This is a genomic window from Novosphingobium sp. GW835-FHT14H07, assembly GCF_058793515.1.
The window spans coordinates 16,092-41,143 of record NZ_JBXAFX010000026.1; the positions used below are offsets into that span (position 1 = coordinate 16,092).

Genomic DNA, 25,052 nt, shown 5'->3' on the forward strand with positions numbered 1-25,052 from the left:
TGCTCATGCCCAGATGACATCTGGCGATGCGCGCGCCGATGGCGAGGCCATGGCCCGCAGCCTGCGCGATGGCACGAACTCGGCTATTCTGAGCGCGGGCAGTGAAGCAAGTGTGCCCGGTTTTGGCGGGACGGACATTCCAGCACGGCGCTATGTCGATGACCCCAAGGGGTTGACGACGGCCGGCGAAGCACAGCGCTACCAGGAGCAATACCGGACGGTCGTGGATCCGCGCCGCAAGGTCGTCGATCCTGCGACGATCGATTTGTCGTCTGCCTCGGCAATTGAGGGCGATCCCGATCGTTACCTCGGGGCGGGAGCTGGGATCGGAGGGGAAGCCAACACCTGTTCGCCGCTCCCCCCGGGCGGCGATGGCGCAACGACCTATCTTGAAAGCTGCAACAGCGGGTCGCAGCCCTTTGACGCACCACGGACATGCAATGCCGCGCTTAGCGTTCAGACCGAAGGGCGGCGTTCATGGGAATATGCTTGTGAAACCGAGGAGTTTGCCGAGCGATCCGATATGTGCCCGATGCTTGCCAATGCGCAGGGTTCGGGTTCCTGCACCCTCGAGAGGAGCGTGCGCGTCGGTCAGCGGTGTCTGCAGTGGGTAGCAGAAGATAATGGCCGCAAATGGTGTTCGGAGCCTGGAGAGCCGATCTACCGCCAGGTCTGGCAATGCCCTTCAAGGCTCAGCGGCGTGCCGGGCGGAGTCGAGCGAAACAATGCTCGGATCGTCGGCGAAACGAAAGACGAAGCTGCTTGCCGGAGTGCCACCAATGGCGCCACCTGCACCCTTGCCAGCGAGGTCTGCACGGCCCCTGACGAGACGCGGGTGATCAATGGTCTTTCGGTTACGCGAAGCTGTTGGGAGTGGCAGCGCACCTATCAGTGCCAGGGTGTGGCACCGGCCAATGACTGCGCCGCGTTGGAAGCACGCTCTGATTGCAAGTTCAGTCATGATGAATGCCTGAGCTTCGATCCCGATGGCGTGACCTGCAATGTCCACGACCGCTGGTACCAGTGCACCCTTCCCCAAACGGGCACGTCCGCTTCAGCCGCCTATGTCTGCGCGGGCGACCTCTACTGCATCGACGGCGAATGCACGCAGGTGACGCGCGAGGCGTCCACCGAGTTCAAGGACGCGATGGTCGCCATGAACGTCATGGGGAACCTGCGCGATGGCTTCGATCCCGACCGGTTGAAGATCTTCAGCGGCGAGCATCTGCGTTGCACACGGAAGATTTTTGGCCTCTCGAACTGCTGTAGCGGGAAGGGCGTTCCGCTCCTGACACCGTTCCTGTGTGACCGCGAGGACCGCGAGGTCGACAAGCGCGATGATGCTGGCCTCTGCCACTTTGTCGGCACCTATTGTTCAGCGCGCGTCCTCGGCGTCTGTGTAACCCGCAAGCAGTCCTACTGCTGCTACGGAAGCAAGCTGGTCCGCATCCTCAATCAGCAGGGGAAGGCCCAGCTCGGGATGCAGTGGGGAACCCCGAAGCAACCTGACTGCGACGGCTTCCTGATCGCACAATTCCAGCAGCTCGATCTCAGCCGCATGGACTTCCGAGAGGTCTACGCCGAGTTCGTCGACGCGGCAAAGCTGCCCAGTGAGATCGAGATGTCGATCCAGATTCAGCAGAAAATCGAGAGCTACTATACTCGTCATGGAGGGACCGGATCATGACCGGTGCCACGGTCCTGCCATTCGGGAGAGAACGACCTTTCCCATCTGCTGAGGTTCTCGATCTGGCGGTTGCGGTTGCGATCGGTCGCGATCTCGCGCGGACCGAGGCCGATCTTCTTGCGCGGGTCGAAGACTGGTTCCTGCATCCGGCGACACGCAGCGAGGTCGCGAGTTCGGTTGCGCGCCTTCTCGACAAGGATTGGGCGCGCCGTTCGGGCACAGATGACTGCGGCCTGTGCCTGACAGAAGCCGGCGTCGCGGCCACGACCACTCTTTCGGGGGGAATGATCCGCATGATCGACCGCGGCCGTGGTCTCTTCAAAACCGCCTTCCTCCTCCAGATGCTCGACCTCGGGAAAGGACAATGCCCATGAATAAGCCTGTTTTCCTTGCCCTGAGCGCATTCGGCGTGGCGTTCGGTGCTCCTTTGGTGGCGCAGAGCGCATCCCCCGCCCCGCGCGATGCGTTCTATTGCGATGAGCGCAAGCTTGGCACCTGGTTCTACTGCAATTCGGAAGAGGCCAAACGAAAGGCGCGGGAGCGAAGCCAACCGCAGCCGACCCAGAGCCCGCCTGCGGTTGACCGCATGGCGGCAATTACCCGCCAGCTCGACGAGCTCAAGGCGCGCGCGATCCTCGAGCCGACCTCGGAGAACATCGTCAACTACATCCGCTTCCAGCGCGAGCAGCTCGATCGTGCGTCGACCTTCGCCGACGTCTGGAGCCGTGCAATCTGGCAAAACCCCGAGCTCGATTACACGCTTGAGCGTCCAGTCTCGACCCTCGCCAAGCAGACCTGGCTGACCGATCGCCGCCAGCAGCGCGAGGGATCGATGGCAGCGCTCACTCAGCGTTACGGCGTGTTCTACTTCTACTCCTCGTCATGCTCGGCCTGCCGGACATTCTCGCCAGTCATGCGGGCCCTGTCCGATAGTTACGGCCTCGAGGTTCTGGCGGTGTCGATGGACGGCGGCCCCAACGAGGCGTTTCCCAACTTCGTGGTCGATAGCGGACAATACCAGCGCATGGGGCTGCAGGGCGGGACCGTTCCTGCCCTCGTCCTGTTCGACACCCAGACGAAGCAGCCCATTCCGATCGGCTATGGCGTGATGGCGGCCGACGAGGTCATGCAGCGCATCTTCTACCTCACCAAGATCGAACCAGGGAGCGACTACTGATGGCACGCACCACCACGCCAAATTCGGCGACCCGGCTGCTCGCTCCTATCCTGAGGCGAGCGGGCATTGCCCTGTCAGCGCTGGCAGTTGCCAGCATGGCCGCCGGCCCCGTGCATGCCAATGTGGGGTCTGAGCTCAACAGCTTCTTCAATGACATGGGCGCGGCTGCGAACGCCACCGGGCCGGTTGCCTACCAGGGCCAGTCTGCGGGCTACTATTCAGGCGGCAATATCTGGACCCGCTTCCCGCAAAGGAGCGTCAACCCGGTCAATCTCCAGCTGCCCTCGGTCAAGGCTGGCTGCGGCGGGATCGATGTGTTTTCCGGATCCTTCTCGTTCATCAACTCGGACGAGATCGTGGCGATGCTCAAAGCGACGGCCAACAATGCGTTAGGGTTTGCCTTCCAGCTCGCGATCAAGTCGATCAGTCCGCAGATCTCGGCCACGATCGAGGAAATGGCGCAGAAGGCGCAGCAGATGAACCAGTTCAACATGAACAGCTGCGAGACCGCACAGAACCTCGTCGGCGGCCTGTGGGGCAAGTCCGATCGCATGTCGTCGGAGATCTGCAAGTCGATCGGGAACAGCCAGGGCCTGTTTTCCGACTGGGCCAAGGGGCGGCATGAATGCGGGACGGGTGGGCAGCGCGAGGCGACCCTGAAGGCGAACAAGGATCCCGCCATTCCCGCGGCAAGCTACAACTTCACGTGGGAAATGTTGAAGCAGAGCTACCCCAGTTTCTCGGTGAACTTCCGCGAATACCTGATGACCTTCGTCGGCACCGTAATCTTCTATCAGGACGGCGATGCCAGCGGCAAACGCGGCTACCAGTTCGTCGGGCAGGGAGACCGGGCACTGCTGACCGCGCTGCTGGATGGCGGGGGCTCGGTCACGATGCTGAAGTGCGACACGAACGACAAGTGCCTCAATCCCACCACGCAGAGTATGTCTGTTTCAGCCTCGCAGGCCCTCAAGCCGCGTGTGAGGGCGATGATCGAGAGCATGAACGGCAAGGTGCGCAGCAACGCAGCTCTCACGCCTGACGAGATTGGTCTTCTGGGGGCCACTACTATCCCGCTTTACAAGATCATCTCGGTCAACGCGGCCGCAACGCTTGGCGGCATGACGGCCAATGACATGAACGATCTTGCCGAGATCGTTGCGATGGACCTCCTCGATGCGCTGGCACAGCAGTATTACGGCTATGCCTCGCGCGGCGTCGGCTCCTTCCAGAATGCCAATGAGGAAGCACTGTCACAGTGGCGCGCGCAGATCGTCTCGGTCCGACAGGTGCTCGACACATATTCCCAAGGGATGAACCTCCGCCTCGAACGGACCCAGCATGTCGTTCAGCGGGCTGTTTTCCTCGAGGGCACGTTGCGTAACAACCTTTCGCCCCAGATGTCGGCTGCGCTGCGATTCAGCACATCCCTCTCAAATCAGGGCCTGCAATAGGCCCGGCGCGCGGCAGGAGGGACGAGCCATGATGGAGATCTTCACGATCGGTGGGGGCGAGTACCTGGTCAACATCTTCAATGCGGTCAGCGCCTGGACCGGGGGAGGGGGCTTCCGCGCGCTGCTGCGTGTCGTGATGGTGATCGGGCTCATTTATACCCTGCTCATCGTGGCGTTCAGTCTCGACTGGCGTGCTTGGTTCAACTGGTTTCTCGGCGCGACGCTGATCTACGGCGCTCTGGTCGTCCCAGTGACCTCGGTCCGGATTACCGATCGCCTCAATCCCTCGCTCGCGCCGGCCACGGTTGCCAACGTGCCCATCGGTCTGGCGATGATCGCTTCGGTCAGCAGCCAGGCCGGGGACTGGCTGACACGCACCGCCGAAACGGTCTTCGTGATGCCAGGTGCATTGCAGATGTCGACCAACGGGATGATCTACGGTGCGCGGCTTTGGGACCGGACCCGCGACTTTCAGATCCGCGACCCGCGTATCAGCGCGAACCTGGGTGAGTACTTCAAGCAATGCCTGTTCTACGACATTCTGCTCGGACACACCTCTTTCGACACAATCGCCAACTCGAACAACATCCTTGACGATATGGGGCCTGGGTCACCGGCGCGGGGAATGAAGTTTCTGCCTGCGAGCGGGCCACCGATCATCGTCACTTGCCAGAATGCCTATAGCGAGCTGCAGACTGGCATCACCGCCTATACCGAGCTGGGTCTGCAGCAAGAGGGCCGCAAGCTGTTCCCCGGCCTGACGCCGGCTCTGGCGAGAGCGAAGCTGGTTTCTGATCTCCCTGTCATCGCAAACCAGTTCCACGGGAGTTCGCAGACAGCTCAGCAGGTTTTCCAGCAGCGCTCTCTGGTGAACGCTTTCCTCGAGGCGCGGGCCAATCTTGGGGCCGCGGACGGCGATACCTTTGCGATGCTTCGAGCAGAGGAGCAGGCGCGCAACACCTACAGCTCGATCGCTCAGCAGGCGATGACATGGGTGCCGCTTCTCAACATCGTCCTGACGGTGGTCTTCTATGCGATGTTCCCGGTCATCTTTCCGCTGTTTCTCATGCCGCGGACAGGTACGGTGGCGCTCAAGGGCTACTTCACAGGGTTCTTCTACCTCGCTGCGTGGGGGCCGCTTTATGTGGTCCTGCACATGTTCATTATGGACCGCGCTTCCGATGCCCTGAACGCCACCGCACCGGGCGGGATGACCATGGCGGGGATGGCGGGGATCGATGCGGTCAATGCAGATACGGCAACGATCGCGGGCTTTCTAATGATGTCGATCCCCTTCCTCGCCGGCGGAATGGCGAAAGGAGCCATGGCCGTTTCGTCGCAAGCGACCTCGATGCTTGCCCCAGCGCAGGCGGCAGCCGAAGCGGCTGCCGTCGAACGTACGACCGGCAACTATTCCTACGGGAACGAGAGCTTCATGAACCTCTCGAGCTTCAACCGGCAGTCCGAACAATGGAATGCCGCTCCCTCTTTCACCGGCGGGGCGCCGGTCATGTCGACGGTCAATGCGAATGGGACGACGACAAAGACCATGACGGATGGTGCGAGCGTCTTTGACACGTCGCCGGGCATGAGCCGATTGGCGTTCGGCGCGTCGCTCAGCCAGTTCGCCAATGCCGAGCGGCAGCAGACCCTTTCTGAACTTGAGACGGCGCGGAACACTCTTTCGGAAGAGCGGTCGCGAGCGGTTGCCTTCCTTGACCGCGCGTCGACGCGGCAAACAAGCGGAGTGCGCAACTCCAGCGGAAGTGAAAGCTCGTCCGGGTATCGCTCGGGTGAGAACCTGCAGCGGTTCGACAATCAGTCGCTGGATGCCAGGGACACCGTCAGCGAAAGCGATCGTGTCACGCGGTCGAGGGGGGATCAGCAAACCAATATTGATCGTCTCGAGACGAGCCGCAGCGGCAGTGTCGGGTTGTCCGGCAGCGTTGCAGGCACTCGAGGTGGCGATGCCGGGCCTGGGGGCAAGGGGAGTGTGGGCGCCAATGGAGGTGTCCAAGCTGGCATCAGCGGTAGCCGCCAGCGAACAGACGTTGTCTCTCGAGGAAATGATCGGAACGAAACGCAGGGCTTCGAGTCCTCGACTTCGGACAATCGTTCGAATGGTTCGAATGTCACGCAAGACAGTGGGAGCTACGCTCAAAGCGGAAGCTTCAGCCGGAGTGAGGGCTATTCGGAGAACGCCTACTCGCGTGAACGTGCACTCGAGGAGATCCGGCGGATCGATCAGCGGATCGCCCAGATTGACGAGCTGGCGACATCACTCACCGATAGTACCTCTACACGGGAGGGATTTGGTGCCAGTCTCGCCTTCGACATGAGCCAGATCGTGGCAAGCCGCTATCAGGAAAAGGCGGCGGAACTCGGGATCACTGCACCCAGCCTTGCTCGAACCGACTACAGTCCGCAAGAGCAGGCTGTCTACGAGCTTGTCGCGCGCGAGATCATCTCCGACTACTACGATCAGCGGGTGGCGCCTTTCAATGATCTCATCCCGGAAAAGGGAACGCTTACCGGCAAAGTCGCCGGGCCCGGTAGCTTCACCGAAACTGACCTTAGGGCTCGAGCGCCACAGCGTTCTGGCGGAAGCTCCCGGAATCTTGTCGAGGGATCGACCGATGACTCGATTGGTGCTCGGATAAGCGAAGGGCAGGGGAGCCTGAAGGAGCGCTACGAGGCCAATGGCACCCGCTTTGATGATCGGCGTCGGGAATTTGACGGGGGTCGTTCTACTTCAGGTGGCGCTGACGAGCGCTTCAATGAACGGTTCTATGATCGAGATCAGCGGTAGAGCGGATGGGGAGTTGTGGCAGCGCCCGGATACGATCTCGCAGTTATCAGCTGAGCAAGCTGAATGCGATGAAACCGATGGAAACCAAAATCACGATCCAAGGTCCAGCGCTGTTTCTGGGGTGGCTATCCAGATGAGATCGGGCATCGTTTTCTGGAATACGTGATTTCAAGAAATCTGGATCACCATTCCCAGTCAGGTCGTCAGGTACTGCTCGTTTCGAGAAATCGACAGTTCGCCAGTTTTCATAGTCTTCCATCGTCTTTCTCCAATCTGAACATACCATTATCATGGTTCGATGACAACGATTGGAGGTGGTGTTGGGGACTGGCTGGAATTGAGCGAAGCAGCATAGGAGGCTGCATTTCGCAGGCGTTATGCTAAGTTGAAGCCCGTAGAGAGCGGCAAGCGCCATGGTGGGCGAGCCGTGGGGAATTCATGCTGTCGAAGATTGACGCGACCTATATCGAGCTGCGTGAGCGGGTCATGCTGGGCGACTTGCCGCCCGGTACGTCGATGACCGCTGACGACATTGTCGCGCATACCGGCGTGTCGTTGTCGATGGCTCGCCATCTTCTGGTGTCGCTGGGTGTCGGGGGCTATCTCACCAAGCGTGGCCGTGCCTATGTTGTTTCGACCTTCACGAGAGAACAGATCGAGGAATGGCGCCTTGCGCTGGGAGCGATCGTCGAGATCGGCGCCCTTCGTCTGGCATTGGCGGGAGGTTCGCGGTTGCAGGCGGTGGCCGAGAGCCTTGAGAAGGACGTCCGCAGCCATGCAGTGGAGGATGAGGCGTTCTTTCTCGGGGCGATGTCCTTCGCGACGATCATTCTGGGAGGACCGCAGAGCACCTTGTCCGAGCTGGTCGAGCAGTTCATCCCGCAGGCCTTTTTCAGGCTACTCTGGCTCTCGGACATCTATGCCGAGCGCACGGGTTTCCTGGTTGAAGCTGCGGACAGCTATCTGGTCGCGGCGTGCGCGGGTGATCTTGATGGCGTACGGAAAGCGAGCCGCTTCTTCTTCGATTCAACCGCGCCGGCGCTCCACAAGTTGATCGAGCAGATGGAGCGCAAAGACTTTCCAAAAAGCGCCCAGTATCACGCCCTTCAGGCCATCGAGCCCCAGGTCAGCGGATTGCCGACGTATACGGGGAGTACGAAGGCCGCGCGCCCGCTGCTTGGTCCACTGAGTGATGCCGGCGCGGCCGCGCATCCCTTGTAGCAGCGCTCACACCTCAAGCCGCAAAGGCGGGCTGCCGGGGGTGGATCCGCATGGCAGTCGCAGCGGCAGCGCAATCGCGCGCGTCGCCCTTACAAAGCAATTGGACCATGGTTCGGGCAGATGTCGTCATGCCCTCTATATCCGTCAGGTCCAGGGTCGCTGCTCGCGCATAGACCTGTGCAACGCTAGCGCGCCTTGCATATTCCTCGAGCGTGGCGACTTCGCCTGTCGCTGCGACGACACTGACCATCAATTTCTGGTGCGCGAGGAGTGAGGCGAGCGCTTTGCCGGAAGCCGTAGTTCGGTCGAATGCTTCTAGCCGCCTCTGTATTTCAGGGATGGCAGGAGAAAGGTCCATCGAGACCAGTCTGACGATAGCCGTAGCCTCGATCCCGGCTAGAACCGCCTGCCGCTCCCACATTTCGTTCTTCGTCGGCCGATACCAAACAAACCTAGCCACATCCGCCACAATGAAGCCAAATGCGCGGAGTTCGCCAAACGCATATTCCCCCCAATCCGCGCCTTTACCGGACGCCTCGGCGAGAAGGCGTGGGTCGGGCTCAAGGGGTACACCGTCGCCCCGGATCACCGCGCGGCGGAGATGCTCGATATCGGCATCAGCGCTTTTGGCGAGCTTCTCGATCGCGGTCCGATAGAGCTGGTCGATTCCGTTGGGCATTGCCGGAGGATAGCAGCGAAGGGTGGATCATCAACCGGTCAGCGGCCAATCGCCCCCGTTGAGCTCCTTCACCAATTCAGCAATCCGTTTCCATTCAATGGCGGTTTCATCAAAGGGATCATGGGTCAGAATTCGTGCGCAAGCAGCATCGATCTGTTCAGCGTCGACCGGAATGCTAGCATCGCTCCGATATGCTTCCAGGGCGGCCAGCAAGCGCTTGAAATCCTCGTAGTGCCCCATCAAAGCTCCCGCTGAGAACTGATCCAAATCTAGGCCCAAAATCCGCAGACTGTCGAGCCACTTTACAGGTGATCGACAGCTTCGCACCTGGTTACTTCCCTGTACTGTAATGCAAAACCCTCGCCTCTTGCCCACTTAGGCAGCCTGCCCGCGATCCAGAAGTCCGGGATGCGGCATAAGCTGCCCAGTTCGAAAACAGGACACGACCAATGGGATTTCTGACGCTCGCTTCGGCTGCAACTTTTGTCTGCACGACCATTGCTGTCTGGGACGGTGATGGCCCGATCTGGTGCAAAGAGGGGCCGAAAATCCGGATCGCCGGAATCGCAGCTCGCGAAATGGATGGAACCTGCTCGCGGGGGCACCCTTGCCCCCCATCCTCGGCTGTGGCGGCCAGGGACGCTTTGGTTCGATTACTCGGTGGCCCGAAGGGCGTGCGCGACACTGGTCATGTCATTGTGCGGGCACCCGCAATGCGGTGTTCGGCAGACGGGCAAAGCTACGGCCGTGTCGTTGCCAGTTGCAGGCTTTCCGACGGTCGAGACCTTGCCAGAGCAATGCTTGCGACGCGGACTGTGCTAGCTTGGAGACGATAAGCGGTTACGCGTTAAAGAGGTAGTGCGCTCTATGCCATTCAAGTTGGCGGCGATGTTCGTGATCGAGCGGGATTGGGCTCGTACTTTCAGGAGCCAACAGTTTCAGCGCAGCTTCGCTTAGCTCGGGCTTTAGAAGGGCGCGTCCTTGATCATCGAAGCTAACTAGTCCGCGATCAAAGGCTGCATCCCAGTGTGCTGCCAGAAGCAATCCGTTGTGGACGTCCAGACGCTCTTCATCGCTGCGACATTTGGCCCAAGGCACGATATGACTGGCGCGTAATAGAGCCTCGTCACTGATGCCTGTAAGTGGGCAACGGCCGTTCCAGTAATCCATCAAGGCTCGCCTGAAGTAGGACTGCCCTACCCGCTCCTTGACGATCCTCTCCACTTCGGTGTTCCCCAGCTCGGCAACTTCGGCTTCGTACTGCGCGAGGGGGAATGTCGGCAGGCTACGCGCCAGATGGAAGGCGCGGGATAACGCTGCGCGAAGCTCAGCCTGCGTCGCAAAAGCGAAGGCGCCCTTGAAATGCGCGGGTGGATTGACCGCCATTTCCGGCAACTCGCTTCCGAGTTTGGACGCTACACCAGCGTGCTCGACCGCCAGAAACCAGGGAGAACCGTCAGAATTAACACCGCTGGCGAGCGCCACTTCTCCAGGAACACCCTCGTCGGATTTGAACCAGAGCCACCCGTCTGCAACGCCGTTCGCTTTGCGGTAGCCGTGGTTGTAGGCTGCCTGATCGAGCTCGATCCGGAAGATTGGGTGCGCGGTGGTGTGCCTGAGTGAAAGAGGCTCGTTCATTGCCAGAGCGGCCTGTTTTGCCAATCTGCGGGAAAGCCCATTGCGGCAAGGTCAGTTGTGGGGTGGGTTCGAAGGTGCACGGCGAGATCCTGCATCCATGTGGAAGCGGGGGCAACGGTTCGGACTACGTGCCCGATCATGCACAGTCCATTGTATAGCCGGGCCGGAGCCTGCGTGGCGTTCTGATCCAAGGTTCTCATCAGGGGATCAGGCTTCTGCGCCAGCTTGGGGGGCATCCGAAAGCCTCGGTTCCAGAGACGGCCATGATGGGCACAGATATTGCGGACATCGACGATGTGACGCACCAACGGCACGAGGACAGTTTCGGGAAGGCCAAGCGGCTGCGCAATCCGATTGCGCAAGGCACGCTCCGCAAGGTTCGAGTACCACCGGGAAAGCTGGCCGAATGACATCATTTCGGCGACCATCCAGACTGGCGGCAAGGCCGGGTCGTGATAGTTTTCCCGGTAGTGTTTGATGTAGGTTTCGCTTGACCAACCGACCTCACCGGCAAGCTTGGCAAGATTGGCGTGGAACTCCTTGCGGTCTGAATAGAGGCTTGCGTCCAGATAACTGTGGCCGTCGCCGAGAAGGGCGAGCTGGTAAGCCCAGTTCCCGCGTAAAGCGACTTCAACGTGCTCCGTGCCCCGCATCACCAAGCGGCGCAACACTCGGTCGAAATCGTAGAGTGCGGTGACGGAATCGAAGCTGGTGCCGCGGCGAAAGCGTGGGCCATTCTGCCCTTTCGGATGTTCAAAATAGAGCCAATAGGCGCTGAGCCGGTAATAGCTGACATGGGTAAGCCAGTATCGCGCCTGGGCTTCGTCCTCGATGGCCATGCCTTTGCCGCGCAGATGCGCTATCTGCTGGTCGATGGTCAGCGCAGGTTTGGCAAAGCTGTCTGTCATGCTGCCGGTCTTGTATGTTCAAGCAGCTGAAAACAAAAGACCCGCCCAGTGTGCATATCCTTGCGGATAGAGGCCGGGCGGGTGCGATTGGCTTGCAAATAGGCCGTACTTCCCAACAAATCAATAACCGTCGTACTCGGCTCGTCCTGCAAATCCGAGTTAGTTGGCGCGGGCCTCACTGCGCGGCAGTACTTTTGATCAGCCGGACCGCCGCTAGCGCGGCCTTCCGGAACAGGGAAAGGTCCAGCCCGTCGCGGTAAACGGTCTCATCGTGGGTGTATCGAAACACCTTGTCGTCCTTGTCCCAGATCCAGCCAAGTGGCTTATTACCGCTCTTGAAAAGTGGCCTGCTTCCGCTCCACAGGCCGCACCCCAACTCCACGTCCGAGGTGGTAGCCTCGTTGGAACCAAGATAGAGCCACATGTCGGCTCGTATGCCCCTTGGTTTGAGCTCGAATCGTCGCTCGAAATAGCCCTCCGACCAACGGATCACCGGGTCGAGGCTCAGATCATCCACGGCGGGGTCATGCGGTACCGGCTGCCAGTCTCCGCCAAGGGCGGGCCAGACCTGATGCCACATTTCGACCATATCCTGCACAAAGTCGATCTGGGTCTGCCGAGCGGCTAGGCATGCCTTGTAGAAGTCCGCGATCTGCTTGGCCGTAAAAGCCTCGGGCATATATCCGATTTTCCGGTCAAGCAGGAGGTTGACCGCGTGGCGCACCTCCGGGCTTTCGAGATAACTCCGAACACTTTCACGGTAGACAAACGGCTTCGGTTTTCCGGTCATGATCCATAGGCCCTGTTCCAGACTGTCCGGCGGAACCGGCGATAGTCATCGCAATCGTGCTGCGGTGGAAGCTCCTGCTCCACATCGCACAGGAAGGTCCACCAGCTTCGGGAAGCCCAATCCGGATTGGCATCGAGCACGGCGCGGTTCAGGCTACCGGGCTGAGGAGCCACGACCAGAAACACCGATTGCTTGGAACACCAGTTCGGCCTGCTCGTGGCGTGTTCGTGATAGCTCCCGAGCTGGCGGGCGCTCAGTTCAGCGCCGAATTTGGCTTCGATCACCACCCCGGCGCATGAGCCATCGTCAAGGGTCAGCTCCAGCAGGATATCGATGCGCTTGCCTTTGCCCACGGCCAGCTCGGCTTCAGCCGCCACATGCGAAACAGTGCGGCCCCCCAAGAAATCGCATGAACGACCGGCAGAGCGGAATGCGGCCCGAAGGAAAGCCTCTGCACGTGACTTGCAGCGCGTCAGCAAGCCGCCGGTCAGGTAATGTACAAAGCCGCTAGTGATCTGCGGCTCGTGAAACCAGGCCCAGACGTGCGGTGCTACCGTGAAGCAATGGCCCTTCCGCTGAAGCCCGAAGGTGGAGCGCAGTGCGCCCAGTCCTTCTTGCCATACCGGCGGCGGCAAATCGTTGAGCCGGGATGACAGGATTTGTTCGTTGCCACCGAATAGCCGTCCGGCGTTCAAAAGTGCCGCTGCATCAAATGCCGGAGCCGGTCGCTTGGCGAGTCTTGCGATGTCGCTGCCTTGCAGGCCTGGCCCGGTACGTCGCAAGGCAGGCCCGCGCAGGCTCTGCTTACCGGCAATGCTCACCGATACCCCTCCACTCTCGGCCGCATGCCTTGCATCGTCAGTTCGTCGTAGGCGGCGAGGACGAGGCGGCGGGTGCGGTATTCGCCGTGGCGGGCGATTTCGTTCTTCTGGAGGACGCGGAAGGTTTCGCTGGGGTAGTCTTCGCCCATCACGTCCTTGGGATCGAGGACGTAGCGCAGTTCGTCGCGGGTGAGGCCGTAGGCGAGGGCATACCAGGCGTCGAGCTCGGCGCGCAGGTGCGCGCGGCGGTCGTCGTCCCATGCGAAGGGGGGGCCTTCGTAGCCGAGGTCGCGGGCGAAGGGGGCCATGGAGTGGCTGGTGTAGGTGAGTTCCAGCACGCGCGGGACGATGAAGGCGAGCGCGGCTTCGTCATAGGCGCTCGGAGGGAGGATGGGGAGTTGTTTCAGGTAACCATAGGTCAGGTGGAGCCCTGCGACCTTCATTCTCGCGATAAAGTCCAACGGCAAAGAGTTAAGGTTTCCCAGTAGTGCCGACGATAGAATTGCGCTCGTTCCTGGAAACATGAGCGGCAGGGTGTGGCCAACACCAGACATCGGAAGTGCGGTAGCAATTACCGTTCGCTCGTTAGTCGCAGAGGTCACATCTTTCCAGCCAAGTAGCCAATCGTAGTGCCACTTGTCACGAAGCCGTGCCTCAACTTTAGCCTTCGCAATGTGATAGTATGACTCGTTCTCAAACGAAGGATCTTGGTGATCCTCGAGGGTCGCATCCGGAAGAACCCGGTATCCTCTTCCCTCAGAACGCTTGAAATACCCAGATGCGCGATGGTCGAAGGCCGACACCATCTTGCCCTCGAAAAGTGGAAGATACCGGGATACGTCGGCGTCGGTCACCTTGTTTGACCGCACGAAGTCCTTCGACGACGAACCCATCATGAACATGAGCTGGAACTCAACCGACCATGAGTTCGCAGGGGAATCGCCCTCCGTCACGAAGGGTGGGATCAATAGGTGAACCTTCTTAGAAATCTCAGCGTCTGCCTTTGACCGAAAGGTCGGCGCGGTTCCCGTGTTAGGATTGATCTTCTGAATGGCCATTTTATCGAGCGCAAAAAATCGTTCTGACTCGCTCAACTGATTTACGTTCGATATAAAGCTAGCAAACTCGGCTTTATCGTGATCCCTGCCGAGGATCATCATTCCGAACTTGAAACGACTATCAACATCAGGGAACATACCTTCCCGATTTTCGAAATCGACAAACTTATGAATTCTCTTCTCGTCCATCAGCCGATTGAAGAGGACGGAGTTGAAGCTATCAGTCGTGATGCCCGATGGAACGATGAGCCCATTGAAATCTCTGGGGTTTAATGAGATGGACATCTCGAGAAAAAGCGGAGCCGTATTGAGGCGGCCAAACTTCGAAGTCGGATATCGACCGGAAGAACGGATGAAGTTCTGAAGTGTCCAAGTAGGACGCGCGTATTCGAGATAAGATGCATACGTTTCAGGACGCTCGACCTCCATGAGCTGGAAAATCTGATCCTTCTCGCTCTTGTTCAGACTTTCAGACTCGATTCCGACCGTCGATAGGAAGGCGGCGGGATCAATCTCGATTTGCTCCCACGGCGGATTGCCGAGCACCACGTCGAAACCGCCCTTGCCGACCATCACATCCGGAAATTCGAGCGGCCAATGCAGCACGCTCGCCGCCCCTGCGACTTCGCGCGCGGCCCCCTCCAGCGGGCCGTAGACATTGCCGCCCGCCAGTTTCTGCCGCACGTCGCCGGTGGTCGGCACCATGGCGCGCTGGTAATTGAGCGGCACCTCGGTCTTCGGCATCAGGAAGGCGGCCATGTAGAGATCGCAGGCGACCTCGGTGGCGTAGCGCGCCGGGTCATTCTTCCACGCCTCGAACGCCTGCCGCTTCTTCTCGACCTGGCCGACGGTGTCCTCGGGCATGGATTTGATCCGACCCAGTCCCGCCGCAATGGGCTTGGCGGGCATGGAACCGCCGCCGCCTGCGAAGTCGAAGCTGCCCTGCCCCTTCTTCGCGTCGCGGTTCAGCTTGAGGTAGAACTTGGCCGCGTCCTTGCTGTCGCCGGTGAGCGGCTTGTAGGCTTCGTCCGGGATACCCTCTTCGAGCACGGCGAGGTCGAACACGCCGAGCAGCGCATCGCCGCAGCGGATGTTGGCATCGAGGAAGCCGAGGGGCTGGCCGGGCGAGACGGACTCGATCCACAGCGCAACCTTGGCGAGTTCGACCGCCATCGGGTTGCGATCGACCCCGTGGATGCAGCGGGAGACGACATCGCGCAGGGCGGCCTGGGTTTCCTCCTTGCCTGCATCCTCGTTGCGCAGGCGCGCGACCCGGTCAGCCATGCGGCGGGCGGCGCCCAGCAGGAAGTGGCCCGATCCGCAGGCCGGGTCGATGACCTTGAGATCGAGGATGGCGGCGACTTTTTCCTCGGGCGTGGCGCCGGAGGCCTCGGCGCGTTCGAGCACGGGGTTGAGGGCAGAGTCGAGCAGGCATTCGACGAGGCTGTCGGGGGTGTAGTAGGAGCCGGAGGTCTTGCGGTCATTGCCCTTGGCGCCGCTGCCGAGCTGGAACTCGCCCGCGGCGGTGAGGCTGGGGCGGATTTCGAGGAGGCCTTCGTAGACGGAGCCCAGTTCCTCGGTCTTGAGATCGCGCCAGTTGATGCGGTGGGTGATCCCGTCCTTGCGGATGAAGCCGAGGCAGAAGAGCGCGGCGAGGAAGGCGCGGTTGGGGATGGTGGCGGCATTGAGGTGGGGGGTGGAGGACCCGGCGAACAGGCCGCCCAATGCGGGCAGGCCGAGCATCTCCTCGCCATGTTCGAGCGATGCGAGCGTGACCTTCATCGCCTCCCAGGCATCATGGTGGCTGTCGCGCGCGACCCTTCGCCGACTGCGCTCGCGCCAGAAGGTGAAGCTGTAGCCCTGGGCGTAGAGCTGGCGGGCTTCACGCGGGGTGCGGCGGGGGTGGAGAAGATCACGGTCCTCGGCGACGGCGAGGAAGATGAGGCGGTAGACGGTGCGGAGCAGTTCCGCGAACAGCGCCTGCATCGGGAGGGCGCCGGTGGCGAGTTTTTCGCGAAGGTCGGGGTTGGCGGTGACGATACCCTGCCCCAGTTCCTCCAGTGCGGTTGCGACATTGGCGTAGAGGTCCTTGCGGGCCTCGACGCCCTGCTTGAGCCCGGCTTCGCGCCATTGCTCGAGCGGGCAATCGGAGGGGGCGGCATCCTGCGCGCCGAAGCGGGTGGCGTGGGCGAGGAGCCAGAAGGCGGTGAAGTCCGCGAACATCTCATCGCGGAACATGTCGGCGAGGTTTGCCTCGATCCATGCCGGACGGGTGAGGCTGGCATTGTCACGCATGATCCGCACACGGTCGCCGGCGAAGACGAGGCCCCACAGGGCGTGCTCGGTGCCGTTGAGCCAGTCTTGTAGCAGCGCGGTGGGCGAGCGGCGAGGTCGACCACCTTCGCCATCGCCGAACTCAGGCTGCGATTTGGCGAAGGCATCGCTGCCCTCGACCGGAGCGGCGACGACTACGGGGACGCGCCCACCCTTGCCTTCCCATGCGATGCGATAGCGGCGGGTGCCCTCGCGGTGTTCGACTGGGCCTTGAAGGTCGGTGAAGCCGAGGCACTGGGTTAGCAGGTCACGGGCGAAGGCGGCGGTGCGGGCGATGGTCTTGGCATCCGCCTGATCGTAGTCGCGCCAGATCGCCTGACCAATGCGGAAGAAGCGCGCGATCTCGTCGCCGAGGCTGGTGCCTTTGGGGCAGGCGTAGCTGTCGGCGGTCTTGGGGGTGCGATCGGCGGCGATGACCTTCTGCACCTGTTCGGGTGCGATCAGCCCGCCCTCAATGGTGAGCGCGACGAGGCCGAGTTCGGTGGAGGAAGAACGACGTGCCATCAGTTGGCCTCCGGCACGAGGACGTAAAGGCCAATGACATCGGCGGGCAGCACCGGCACGACGGTAGTGGTGACGCCCTCGCCCCTAGTGGCGGACTTCACGCGTTCATGATCGTGCGAGAGAGCGGCAGCGCGTTCGGCGGCATAGGCGGCGATGGCGGGCTGAAAATCCGGATGGCGCGCGAGCGCGAGGTCGATCTGGCGCTGGTTCGCGGGCGGCTCGATACTGCGGGTGGCTTCGTGCTCCAGCAAGGCCAGTGCCTCGGCACCAACCGCAATGGGCTGATTGGACTGCGGGCCAAAGGCAATGCCGGTCGCCTCCTCGGCGAGCAAAGTACGGCGGCCGCTGGTGACCAGCTTGAAGCGCAGACGCAGAGCGAGGAGGACCGTCAGCTTGTCGACGCCGCGGGTCATCCACACGCCGGTTCGTCCGAGGGTCGCTTTGCCCTCGACACCGTTCGGATCAAGCGCGCCCTCGGCCATGGTCCCTGCGAGCGTTGCCACAAGCGGATGGGTGCGTCCGACCTGCGCGACGTCAGGGGGCAACTTGTCACGGAAACCGATGATGCGGGTGCCGTTCAGGCCTCGTGTCGCGAGCTTTTCACGCAGCTGCTGGGGCATATCGTCATAGCGCACACGCCAGTGTGGGCCTTGCTGCCCCAGCGGCACATCGAGGCGGGCGAGCGCGCGGCGGGTGAACCGCTCAACCTCGTCCGGCCCTCCGAGGAGATCGCGCAGCTTGTGCCATTCGGGGAGCACCTCCTCAGGCTTCAGCGCCGTCTGGGCATAGCGGGTCTGGCTCTTCTGGGCGTTTTCCTGGGCATTGCGCCACTGGGTCTCGAGCTTGGCCTCGGCATCGCCGAAATCGAACATGCCCTGCGCGCGCGGCCTGCTGGAGTGCAGCAGCATGGCCTGCATGAGCGCGTTGGAGACGCTCGACGAATCCTCAGGCACCGGGACGACAACGCCGGTTTCCTTCTGGATTCGCTTCATCTTCTCGGTGATGACCTTGATCACCGCGCCATCGATGATCGAGTTCGCGCCGAACATCATGACCGACCAAACTTGGTCGGCTTGCTGGCCGAAGCGGTCGACGCGGCCATCGCGCTGCTGGTGGCGGGTCGGGTTCCAGTTGAGGTCGTAATGGATCACGGCATTGAACAGCGACTGGAGGTTGATCCCCTCTGACAGGCAGTCCGTGGCGACGAGAATCCGATTGGCATGATCCTCTAGCGCCTCGACCCGCTCACGCCGCTCCTCGGGTGTCAGGCGACCGGTCACCACCTCAACGGTGTGCGACTTGAAGCGGGCACGCAGCGCCTCGCCCACGGCTTCAGCCGTTGCAATGAAGCGGCAGAAGATGACCGGGCGGGCTTCCTTGTTGCCCGTCAGGTCCTTGACCTGCGCCACTAGCTCGCGAAGCTTGGGATCATCGGCAAAACGGGAAGACAGATCCTCGGCCTTGGCGATCAGCTGGCGAAGTTCCGCAATTTCCTCACTGTCCCCCGCGGTGGCTGGCTCGATATCCGTGTCGGCGAATTCGTCGTCATCGTCGTCGAATAGGATGGGCCCAAGCAGCGCCTCTTCAGCCATGCCGGAGAGACGGTTGCGCAGCGCGCTCAGCGCGGCAGCAGGCGATGAACCCACGCAGCGCATGAGGGCGAGCGTGCCCCAGAAAGCCAAGCGGCGCGCCTGTGCGCCATCCGCCCTTGTTGCCACGCCGAGGCAATACTCAAGGACATCCTCCTGAAAGACCTGGAAATCACCCGTCAGACTGTAGGGCGCGTCCGCCTTCATGGGCTCAGCAAAGGAATCGCTCTCGCCCCACTTTCCCGCAATGTCGGGACGGCGACGCTGGACGAAGTGCTGGGCAAGCCGCCGCCGATAGCGTTCGAGCGCATTGGCATCGAGCGTATCCGGCGAACGCGACAGATCGGGATGAAGCAAGCTCAACAGGCGGGCATAGGCGTCCTGATTACCGCTGTGGGGCGTGGCGGTGAGCAGGAGCATGTGGCGAGCCTCATCCTCGACGAGGCGTTGCAACAAGGAGAAGCGCTGCTGGGTGCCCTTCTCACTGCCACCTACGCAGCTATGGGCTTCATCGACGATCACGAACTTCGGGCAAGCCTGCGCAAAGCCTTCGCGGCGACTATCGGCCTTGATATAGTCGAGGCTCACGACCGTGAACGGATGCACGCCAAAGATCGTATCGCCAAGGGCAATGCCCTGCTCCAGCGAGCGCGCCCGGGCAGAGGTGACCGCCACGGCATCGATGTCGAATTTCTGCGAAAGCTCGCCCACCCATTGGTCGACCAGATGCGGCGGGCACAGGACGGTGAAGCTGTCGATCTCCCCGCGATCCAGCATTTCGCGCAGGATCATGCCGGCTTCGATCGTCTTGCCGATCCCGACATCGTCCGCGATCAGCATCCGCTTGACCTCGAGCCGCAAGGCCATAAGCAGCGGCACGAGCTGATAGGCCCGCGGTTCGACGCCCAGATGGGCCGCGCTGCGGAATGGGCCCGCACCCCGGCGCAAGGAAAGCCTCAGAGCATCGGTCAGCAGCCGCGCGGCATCCTGGGTGTCCAGCTGCGCTGCGTTGGGCAGCGCAAAGCTGGCCTCACGCACGGGCTGGCGTTCCAGCCTCGGGGCAATGAGGATCGCATCGTCCTCGGAGCCGGACAAAGGCCGAACGCGCAAGAGGCCCTCAGACGGCTTTGCCAACACAATCCACTCGCGTCCCCGGGCATGCACCAGGTCACCGATCTGGAGCTGGCCGGGGGCAACGGAAACGGACGTCATGCAGAAACTCCCAATGCGTTCGCCAGATCTGATGGCGGCGTCGTGCCGGGTTCATCGGGCAGGACAATCAATTCTCGGCCGAGCTCTGCGCAGCGATCACGCAAGGCGTCTGATGGGGGTTGGGTAACTGCCATCACCATGTGGCCCGGCCAGACCATGGAATACTCGGTCCCCGCACTGGTCTCGCTCGAGGGCGCAGGCAGACCCCAACTAGCGAAGGCAGCAAGCCAGGGAGAAGAATGAGGATCAGCGCTCGCTGGACCTGCCGCCGGCCAATCTCTCTCGCACGCGGCAAGCCCGAGTAGCGCCTCAAGAACTGCGTCGTCACGCCGGTCGATCATTTCGTGATCGGGCTGATTGTAATAGGACAGAACGCAGCGGTAGCAGCCGGCGACACAGGCATCCTCTTTCTCGACAAGCCTGCCCTCTTCAAGCCGGTAATGCATGAGATCGAGGGCAACCTCGGCCAGACGCTGCCAATGCTCTGGCCCATCCATCAGCCGCTTGAGAACCCCCGCCCCGCCTTCCGAGGCTTCGTAGAGCAGGATCGCGCGGCGATCATCCTTGGTTGGCAGGGGTTCGCCGAGCAGCTCCCCGGCTTCAAGCACATGCTCAGTCTCAATGGCGCGAACCAAGGCGTGCTGGATGGTCGCCATCTGACTGTTGTCGAGCTCGACCGGAGGCATGAAACGTAAAAGAAGCGCGTTCTTCGTGTCTTCGACAACCGGCACGATAGTCTGACGCTTGGCACCGCTGTCGACGTGCCCCTCATCCTCGCCCTGCGCTTCATTCTTGAGCCAGCGGCCCGTGATCGTGTCGATGTCGAAGCCCGTGTGCTCCTTGTGCGCCCGGCGCCTCAAGCCAAGGTTCACGCGCGAGAGCTTCGTCTGAGGGCCGTAGCTCAGGGCTGCCAGCGGTCCATCCTGCGTCTTCAGCAGCAGGTTTTCTTCACGCGCCTTATCCCACTCGAAGATTGTCCTGAGGTCGAAACCGCGCCGCTGGCGGTCCTCGTCATTGGCCGTGATCCGCGATCGCGGAGAGGCATCGACGTTCTCGATCCGGTAGAGCTTCGAAAGCCGCCCCTCCTCGGTGAGCGGCTCATGACAGACGATGCACCGTTCGATCGTCTCGCTGCTATGGGCTGCGCCGCAAGCCTGGCAGCAGCGCATTGTGGTCGTGATGAGCTTGTTGTCGTTGTCCCGCGTGCCCGCAGGCAGCTTGGCGCGATTGCAGCTGAATGCCTTGCCCTCATGATATACGAGACTGTTTGGCCCGAACTCGGCAATGGCAAGGAAACGTGGACGCTGCAGCACTGCCGATCCGCGGTCACTGTCGACGAAGGCGTAGAGCGGAAGGCGCGGGAAATTGTAGCCTGGCAGGAAGCCTTCGGTGGCGAGGTAGCGGTAGGCATAGAAGTCCGAGCTTGCCGACGACACGCCCTTGGCCAGCAGCTCGACCTGCTTGTCGGCCGCATTGTAGCGCATCCGGGCATCCTTACGCTCCTGCGTGGAGAGACCCGGACGATCGCCGATTGCTGATGCTTCCCGGCGCTCTTCATTCGCTGATCGATAGAGGGTGCGCCAGCGCTTGAAGGCCAGATCAATGGCCGCCGCTGCCCCTTCCCAGCGAGTTGCCACGAATTCCTCGGGGCTACCGATCATCGGCGAACCCGAAGCGGGAAGCGCCGAACCAACGATCCTGATAGCTCGCTCGCGCGCTTCCATATCGCTGGTCGCCGTCGCGAATGCCGTGATCAGCCGTGAAGAGATCGGCAAAGCCTCATCGTCCATGTCGAGATTTTCGGGGATCGACTTGCCAAGCCCCTCTTTCGCAGCGGCTAACCACTCTGCATTGACGTGAGATACCAGCAGGTCGGGATTGACGAGATCGATTGCGGGCGCACGGACGATCCCCGCGACAAGATCGGTACGGCGCTCGAAATAGTACTGGTCGTGCGGGCTTTGTGCCGCGCAGTAGGTGACCACCAGAGCGGCTTGGCCGCTTCGGCCAGCGCGGCCGGCACGCTGGGCGTAATTTGCCGGAGTTGGCGGGGCATTGCGCAGATAGACGACATTGAGCTGCGAGATATCGACGCCCAGCTCCATGGTCGGCGAACAGTAGAGCAGTGGCAGGAAGTCCCGCTTTTCCGCCATTACTTTGGGATCGGCGGCGATCTCAGCCATGCGCTCCTTGTCGCTGGCTCCGAAGCGGAAGCGACATTCACGCATCTCGCGGAGCAGGGATTCGACCTGCGCCGTATGCTCGCGCGCTTCGAAGGCCAGGGACAGACCTCCCGGGGCAGCGAGCCGGACCGCCACATCGGAGTAAAGCTCGGCGAAGAAACGGTTGTCTTGCCCCCCTTGGGGTTTACCCTCACCACGCACGAGCCGCAGAGCTCCGGGGGCAAGCCTCCAGCCAAAAAGCGGACCGGCGGCGAACTCGCGCGCCATCTGGTGGCGGCCTGCGGCCAGCAGCATCGCCTCAATCAGCGGCTCACGATCAGCAAGCGGCAGGTCACCCACCACAGCGGCGATCGCCTTTGCTAACCCGCCGCGCGCCGAAGCGCGGACGATATGGTCATTCTTGTTGCCTTGAGTGCCCACGACCAGCGCTGTCTGTCGGCTGAGATCGTAGTTTTGCTCCTCCTGCGAAATGGCCCAAGGGTCTTTCAGGAACTGCCGCGACTTGCTCGCCACGGCTTCGAGCTCGGTCGGATCGAGCGCATCAACCGCGATCGCCAAGCCTTTGCGCATGTGGTCGAACAGCAGGCGGAACATCTTCTCGCGCCTGTCTGCCGGAACTTGCGCCAGGATCGAAAAGCCACGCTCTTCGGTTTCGCTCTTGCGCTCGCGATGTGCGCCCGAGCATGTCGCCTGATCCTCGGCGAGCATTCGGATCCCGGGATAGACGATCTTGATCAGATCGAGCTGGTCGAGGTTCGGGTTGGTGAAGCGCCAGCCCCTGCGCAGGTCGTTCCAGAGCCGGTGTGCCAGCACCCGGTTGATCGACTTCTTGGCTTCGTCGATCGCGGAGAAACTGACCGGGTCGGGATCTGCCATCCATTCAGTCCGGCGCTCCCGCACATCGGGGTCAAAGCCGAGCGCCTTGCGCAGTGCGTTACCGAACTCCTCGTGAGAAAGGCCCTCCTCGCCTGCCGCCCTTACCGCCTGCAGCATCGCCCCGCGCAGTAGCGTGACGAAGATGAAGTCGTTGAAGTGGCCTGACTGGAGCGCAGCGTCCTGACGATTGTCCGTAAACCCGAGCAGTTTGCGGCGATGGAACTCGGCCGGTTGCCCGGCCCGCTCCATCCAGTCGAGCGCTGCTGTTGTGATGAGGGTCGTTGCCGAGCTTCTACCCTCTGCCGATAACCCCGCCAGCTTGTTGATATCACGCGCTTGCGGCGCGGGCTGGCTCTTGCAGTGCGGGCAGAAGCGATATTGGCCGGGGAAGAACCAGCATCGCAGACCGTCCGGATCATGCCGCCCATCCCGGCCAAGGTACATCCGGCGGCCGTCATGCTTGCCGCGGTGGGAGCTCTTGAGGCGCAGCTGCCCGGTTGCGGTGGTCTCCTGCCAGCTGTCAGGATAGTCCTCGATATCGCCCGCAAAGTTCAGATCGCCGCTCGCGTCGGGAACGAGAAAACCGTGCTCAACGTCTTCGTTCGTCCCGTCAGGGCGCGGAGCGACGTCGATCGGGCGAGCGATGACGCTGCCCCAGTTGTCGATCGAAACGCTGTGGACTTCCTGACCGCACTCCCGGCAGAAATAGACGGGATAGAGCCGTGCGTCGGTCTCCTCCCGGTCGAACTTCTCGCCCACCAGCGAGACACGGCGGCTGCCTGCAGGCGCCAAAGTCGTGTGCGCCGTTCCGGCCCCCGAGAGGAACCGATGGAGCTTGAACGCCATGAACGCCTGGTCGCGGTCATTGCGACATTCGTTCATCGCTATCAGCCGGTCAGCTAAAGCGGCGCGGCACTGCGCAGGCTCCAGCTGGGCAGCTTCGGCAAGAGCCGCCGCTGCCTCGGTCAGTGTCTGAGGGGTGGCGCGCTTCAGCACTTCGCCGCCAGCAAGGCCGATATTCATCTCGATCCAGCAGGCGAGCGGATCACGCGCGAATTCTTCGAAGGTCGCGGCTTTGGTCGGCTCAAGAACAGCCGCGCGCAGAGCTACATCAGAGGGCGTTCCCTCCGTCCGGCGCACGAGGCTTTCGGTGATCACATCATCGGACAGAACAGGGCTGCCAAACAGGATGCTCCCGACCTTCGAGACAGCCTGCCGCCCGGCATCCTCCTCACCTGACGCCATTGTGGCAGAGGTGCCGATACACAGCATCTTGTCGGAACCCATGCGCTCACGCACCCGGCGAACGAGCATGGCGACATCCGCGCCCTGCCTCCCGCGATAGGTGTGAAGCTCGTCGAGCACGAGGAACTCCAAACCCTTCATGTTCTCGATGACCTGCCGATCGAGGTCATCCTGCCGGGTCATGAGCAGCTCAAGCATCATGAAGTTGGTGAGGATGATGTCCGGTGCGTTGGCTGCTACCTTCTGGCGCTCGCTGTCCTGCTCCTGACCGGTGTAGCGCGCGAATGTTGGCTTCAGGCTGGCATCCAGACCGCAATGCTCGATGAATTTCTCGAGCTCCTCGCGCTGGGAATTGGCGAGGGCATTCATAGGATAGATGACGATCGCGCGTGTCCGGCGCGGCTCCCCTGCGCGCCGCGCCTGAAGAATGCGGTTGATGATAGGCACGAAGAAGCAAAGCGATTTGCCCGAACCGGTACCGGTCGTGACGATGTAGTTGCGGCTCTGCAGCGCCTTCATCAGCGCCTGCTCCTGATGCAGGTGCAAGCTGATCGGGGTGCGGGGCGAGCCAAGCGAGAAGACGGTCTCGAGATCGCGGTCGACCACGCCCTGCCGGGCCAGTTCGGCGACAGAACGCCCGCGCTTGAACTCCGGGTTGAGCCCGATCAGAGGCTCGGGCCAGAATTTGCCCCCCTCATAGACGGCATCAATCTGGCTGCGCAGATCTTCAGCGCGGATCGAAGTGAACGAACGCGCGAACTTCTCGTATCTGGCGATCAGATCAGCATCGAGTTCGAAAACGTTCATGACAACCCCTTGAGTACTTTGACCATCATAGCCGCCATTGCGCGAATTGCAGCGGGTAAT

Annotated in this window: 16 protein-coding genes; 6 read left to right on the forward strand and 10 right to left on the reverse strand. The window is 61.7% G+C overall.

What is annotated here, in order from left to right; translation table 11 throughout:
* Window positions 1-13: 13 nt before the first annotated feature.
* The 5 genes from AC1Q5P_RS17715 to AC1Q5P_RS17735 are packed head-to-tail and all read left to right on the forward strand — an operon-like array spanning window position 14 to window position 7,127.
* Window positions 14-1,687 carry a conjugal transfer protein TraN gene (locus AC1Q5P_RS17715; RefSeq protein ID WP_492519637.1) on the forward strand — a complete coding sequence of 558 codons (1,674 nt, stop codon included), beginning with the start codon at window positions 14-16 and terminating at the stop codon, window positions 1,685-1,687.
* Window positions 1,684-2,061, forward strand: a complete 378-nt coding sequence (locus AC1Q5P_RS17720) for a hypothetical protein (RefSeq protein WP_022678001.1) — start codon at window positions 1,684-1,686, stop codon at window positions 2,059-2,061. Before AC1Q5P_RS17715 ends, AC1Q5P_RS17720 begins: the two co-directional genes overlap by 4 nt.
* Complete coding sequence (gene traF / locus AC1Q5P_RS17725; protein WP_086740819.1) at window positions 2,058-2,864, forward strand: conjugal transfer protein TraF; 807 nt, start codon at window positions 2,058-2,060, stop codon at window positions 2,862-2,864. The genes AC1Q5P_RS17720 and traF overlap by 4 nt, the downstream gene beginning before the upstream one ends.
* Window positions 2,864-4,318 (forward strand): conjugal transfer protein TraH, encoded by a 1,455-nt coding sequence (locus AC1Q5P_RS17730; protein WP_051146467.1) that lies wholly within the window; start codon window positions 2,864-2,866, stop codon window positions 4,316-4,318. The genes traF and AC1Q5P_RS17730 overlap by 1 nt, the downstream gene beginning before the upstream one ends.
* Before the next feature lie 28 nt (window positions 4,319-4,346).
* Window positions 4,347-7,127, forward strand: a complete 2,781-nt coding sequence (locus tag AC1Q5P_RS17735) for a conjugal transfer protein TraG N-terminal domain-containing protein (RefSeq protein WP_492519638.1) — start codon at window positions 4,347-4,349, stop codon at window positions 7,125-7,127.
* A 46-nt stretch (window positions 7,128-7,173) separates the two neighbouring features.
* Here the strand turns inward: AC1Q5P_RS17735 and AC1Q5P_RS17740 are convergent, their stop codons facing one another.
* On the reverse strand, window positions 7,174-7,386 hold the full coding sequence (locus tag AC1Q5P_RS17740) for a hypothetical protein (protein WP_492519639.1): 213 nt from the start codon (window positions 7,384-7,386) through the stop codon (window positions 7,174-7,176).
* Between the two features lie 227 nt (window positions 7,387-7,613).
* Between AC1Q5P_RS17740 and AC1Q5P_RS17745 the strand changes: the two genes are divergently transcribed.
* Window positions 7,614-8,348: a GntR family transcriptional regulator gene (locus AC1Q5P_RS17745; protein ID WP_492519640.1), complete on the forward strand. Its 735-nt coding sequence runs from the start codon at window positions 7,614-7,616 to the stop codon at window positions 8,346-8,348.
* A 13-nt stretch (window positions 8,349-8,361) separates the two neighbouring features.
* On the opposite strand, the gene AC1Q5P_RS17750 is transcribed toward AC1Q5P_RS17745, so the two are convergent.
* The 9 genes from AC1Q5P_RS17750 to AC1Q5P_RS17790 all read right to left on the reverse strand — a co-directional run bounded on the left by AC1Q5P_RS17750 (window position 8,362) and on the right by AC1Q5P_RS17790 (window position 24,992).
* Window positions 8,362-9,027: a hypothetical protein gene (locus AC1Q5P_RS17750; RefSeq protein WP_492519641.1), complete on the reverse strand. Its 666-nt coding sequence runs from the start codon at window positions 9,025-9,027 to the stop codon at window positions 8,362-8,364.
* Between the two features lie 30 nt (window positions 9,028-9,057).
* Window positions 9,058-9,267 carry a hypothetical protein gene (locus AC1Q5P_RS17755; RefSeq protein ID WP_492519642.1) on the reverse strand — a complete coding sequence of 70 codons (210 nt, stop codon included), beginning with the start codon at window positions 9,265-9,267 and terminating at the stop codon, window positions 9,058-9,060.
* A 600-nt stretch (window positions 9,268-9,867) separates the two neighbouring features.
* On the reverse strand, window positions 9,868-10,665 hold the full coding sequence (locus AC1Q5P_RS17760; protein ID WP_492519643.1) for an HNH endonuclease: 798 nt from the start codon (window positions 10,663-10,665) through the stop codon (window positions 9,868-9,870).
* Entirely contained in the window at window positions 10,662-11,504 is an 843-nt protein-coding gene (locus AC1Q5P_RS17765) for an Abi family protein (RefSeq protein ID WP_492519644.1), read from the reverse strand. The genes AC1Q5P_RS17760 and AC1Q5P_RS17765 overlap by 4 nt, the downstream gene beginning before the upstream one ends.
* 244 nt (window positions 11,505-11,748) lie before the next feature.
* Complete coding sequence (locus AC1Q5P_RS17770; protein ID WP_492519645.1) at window positions 11,749-12,363, reverse strand: hypothetical protein; 615 nt, start codon at window positions 12,361-12,363, stop codon at window positions 11,749-11,751.
* Window positions 12,360-13,184, reverse strand: a complete 825-nt coding sequence (locus AC1Q5P_RS17775; RefSeq protein WP_492519646.1) for a PDDEXK-like family protein — start codon at window positions 13,182-13,184, stop codon at window positions 12,360-12,362. Before AC1Q5P_RS17775 ends, AC1Q5P_RS17770 begins: the two co-directional genes overlap by 4 nt.
* On the reverse strand, window positions 13,181-17,080 hold the full coding sequence (locus tag AC1Q5P_RS17780) for an Eco57I restriction-modification methylase domain-containing protein (protein ID WP_492519647.1): 3,900 nt from the start codon (window positions 17,078-17,080) through the stop codon (window positions 13,181-13,183). The genes AC1Q5P_RS17775 and AC1Q5P_RS17780 overlap by 4 nt, the downstream gene beginning before the upstream one ends.
* Window positions 17,080-19,881, reverse strand: coding sequence for a DEAD/DEAH box helicase (locus tag AC1Q5P_RS17785; RefSeq protein ID WP_492519648.1), 2,802 nt, complete (start codon window positions 19,879-19,881; stop codon window positions 17,080-17,082). The genes AC1Q5P_RS17780 and AC1Q5P_RS17785 overlap by 1 nt, the downstream gene beginning before the upstream one ends.
* The gene (locus AC1Q5P_RS17790; RefSeq protein ID WP_492519649.1) at window positions 19,878-24,992 is read right to left on the reverse strand and encodes a DEAD/DEAH box helicase; all 5,115 of its coding nucleotides are present in this window, start codon (window positions 24,990-24,992) and stop codon (window positions 19,878-19,880) included. Before AC1Q5P_RS17790 ends, AC1Q5P_RS17785 begins: the two co-directional genes overlap by 4 nt.
* Between the last annotated feature and the right edge of the window lie 60 nt (window positions 24,993-25,052).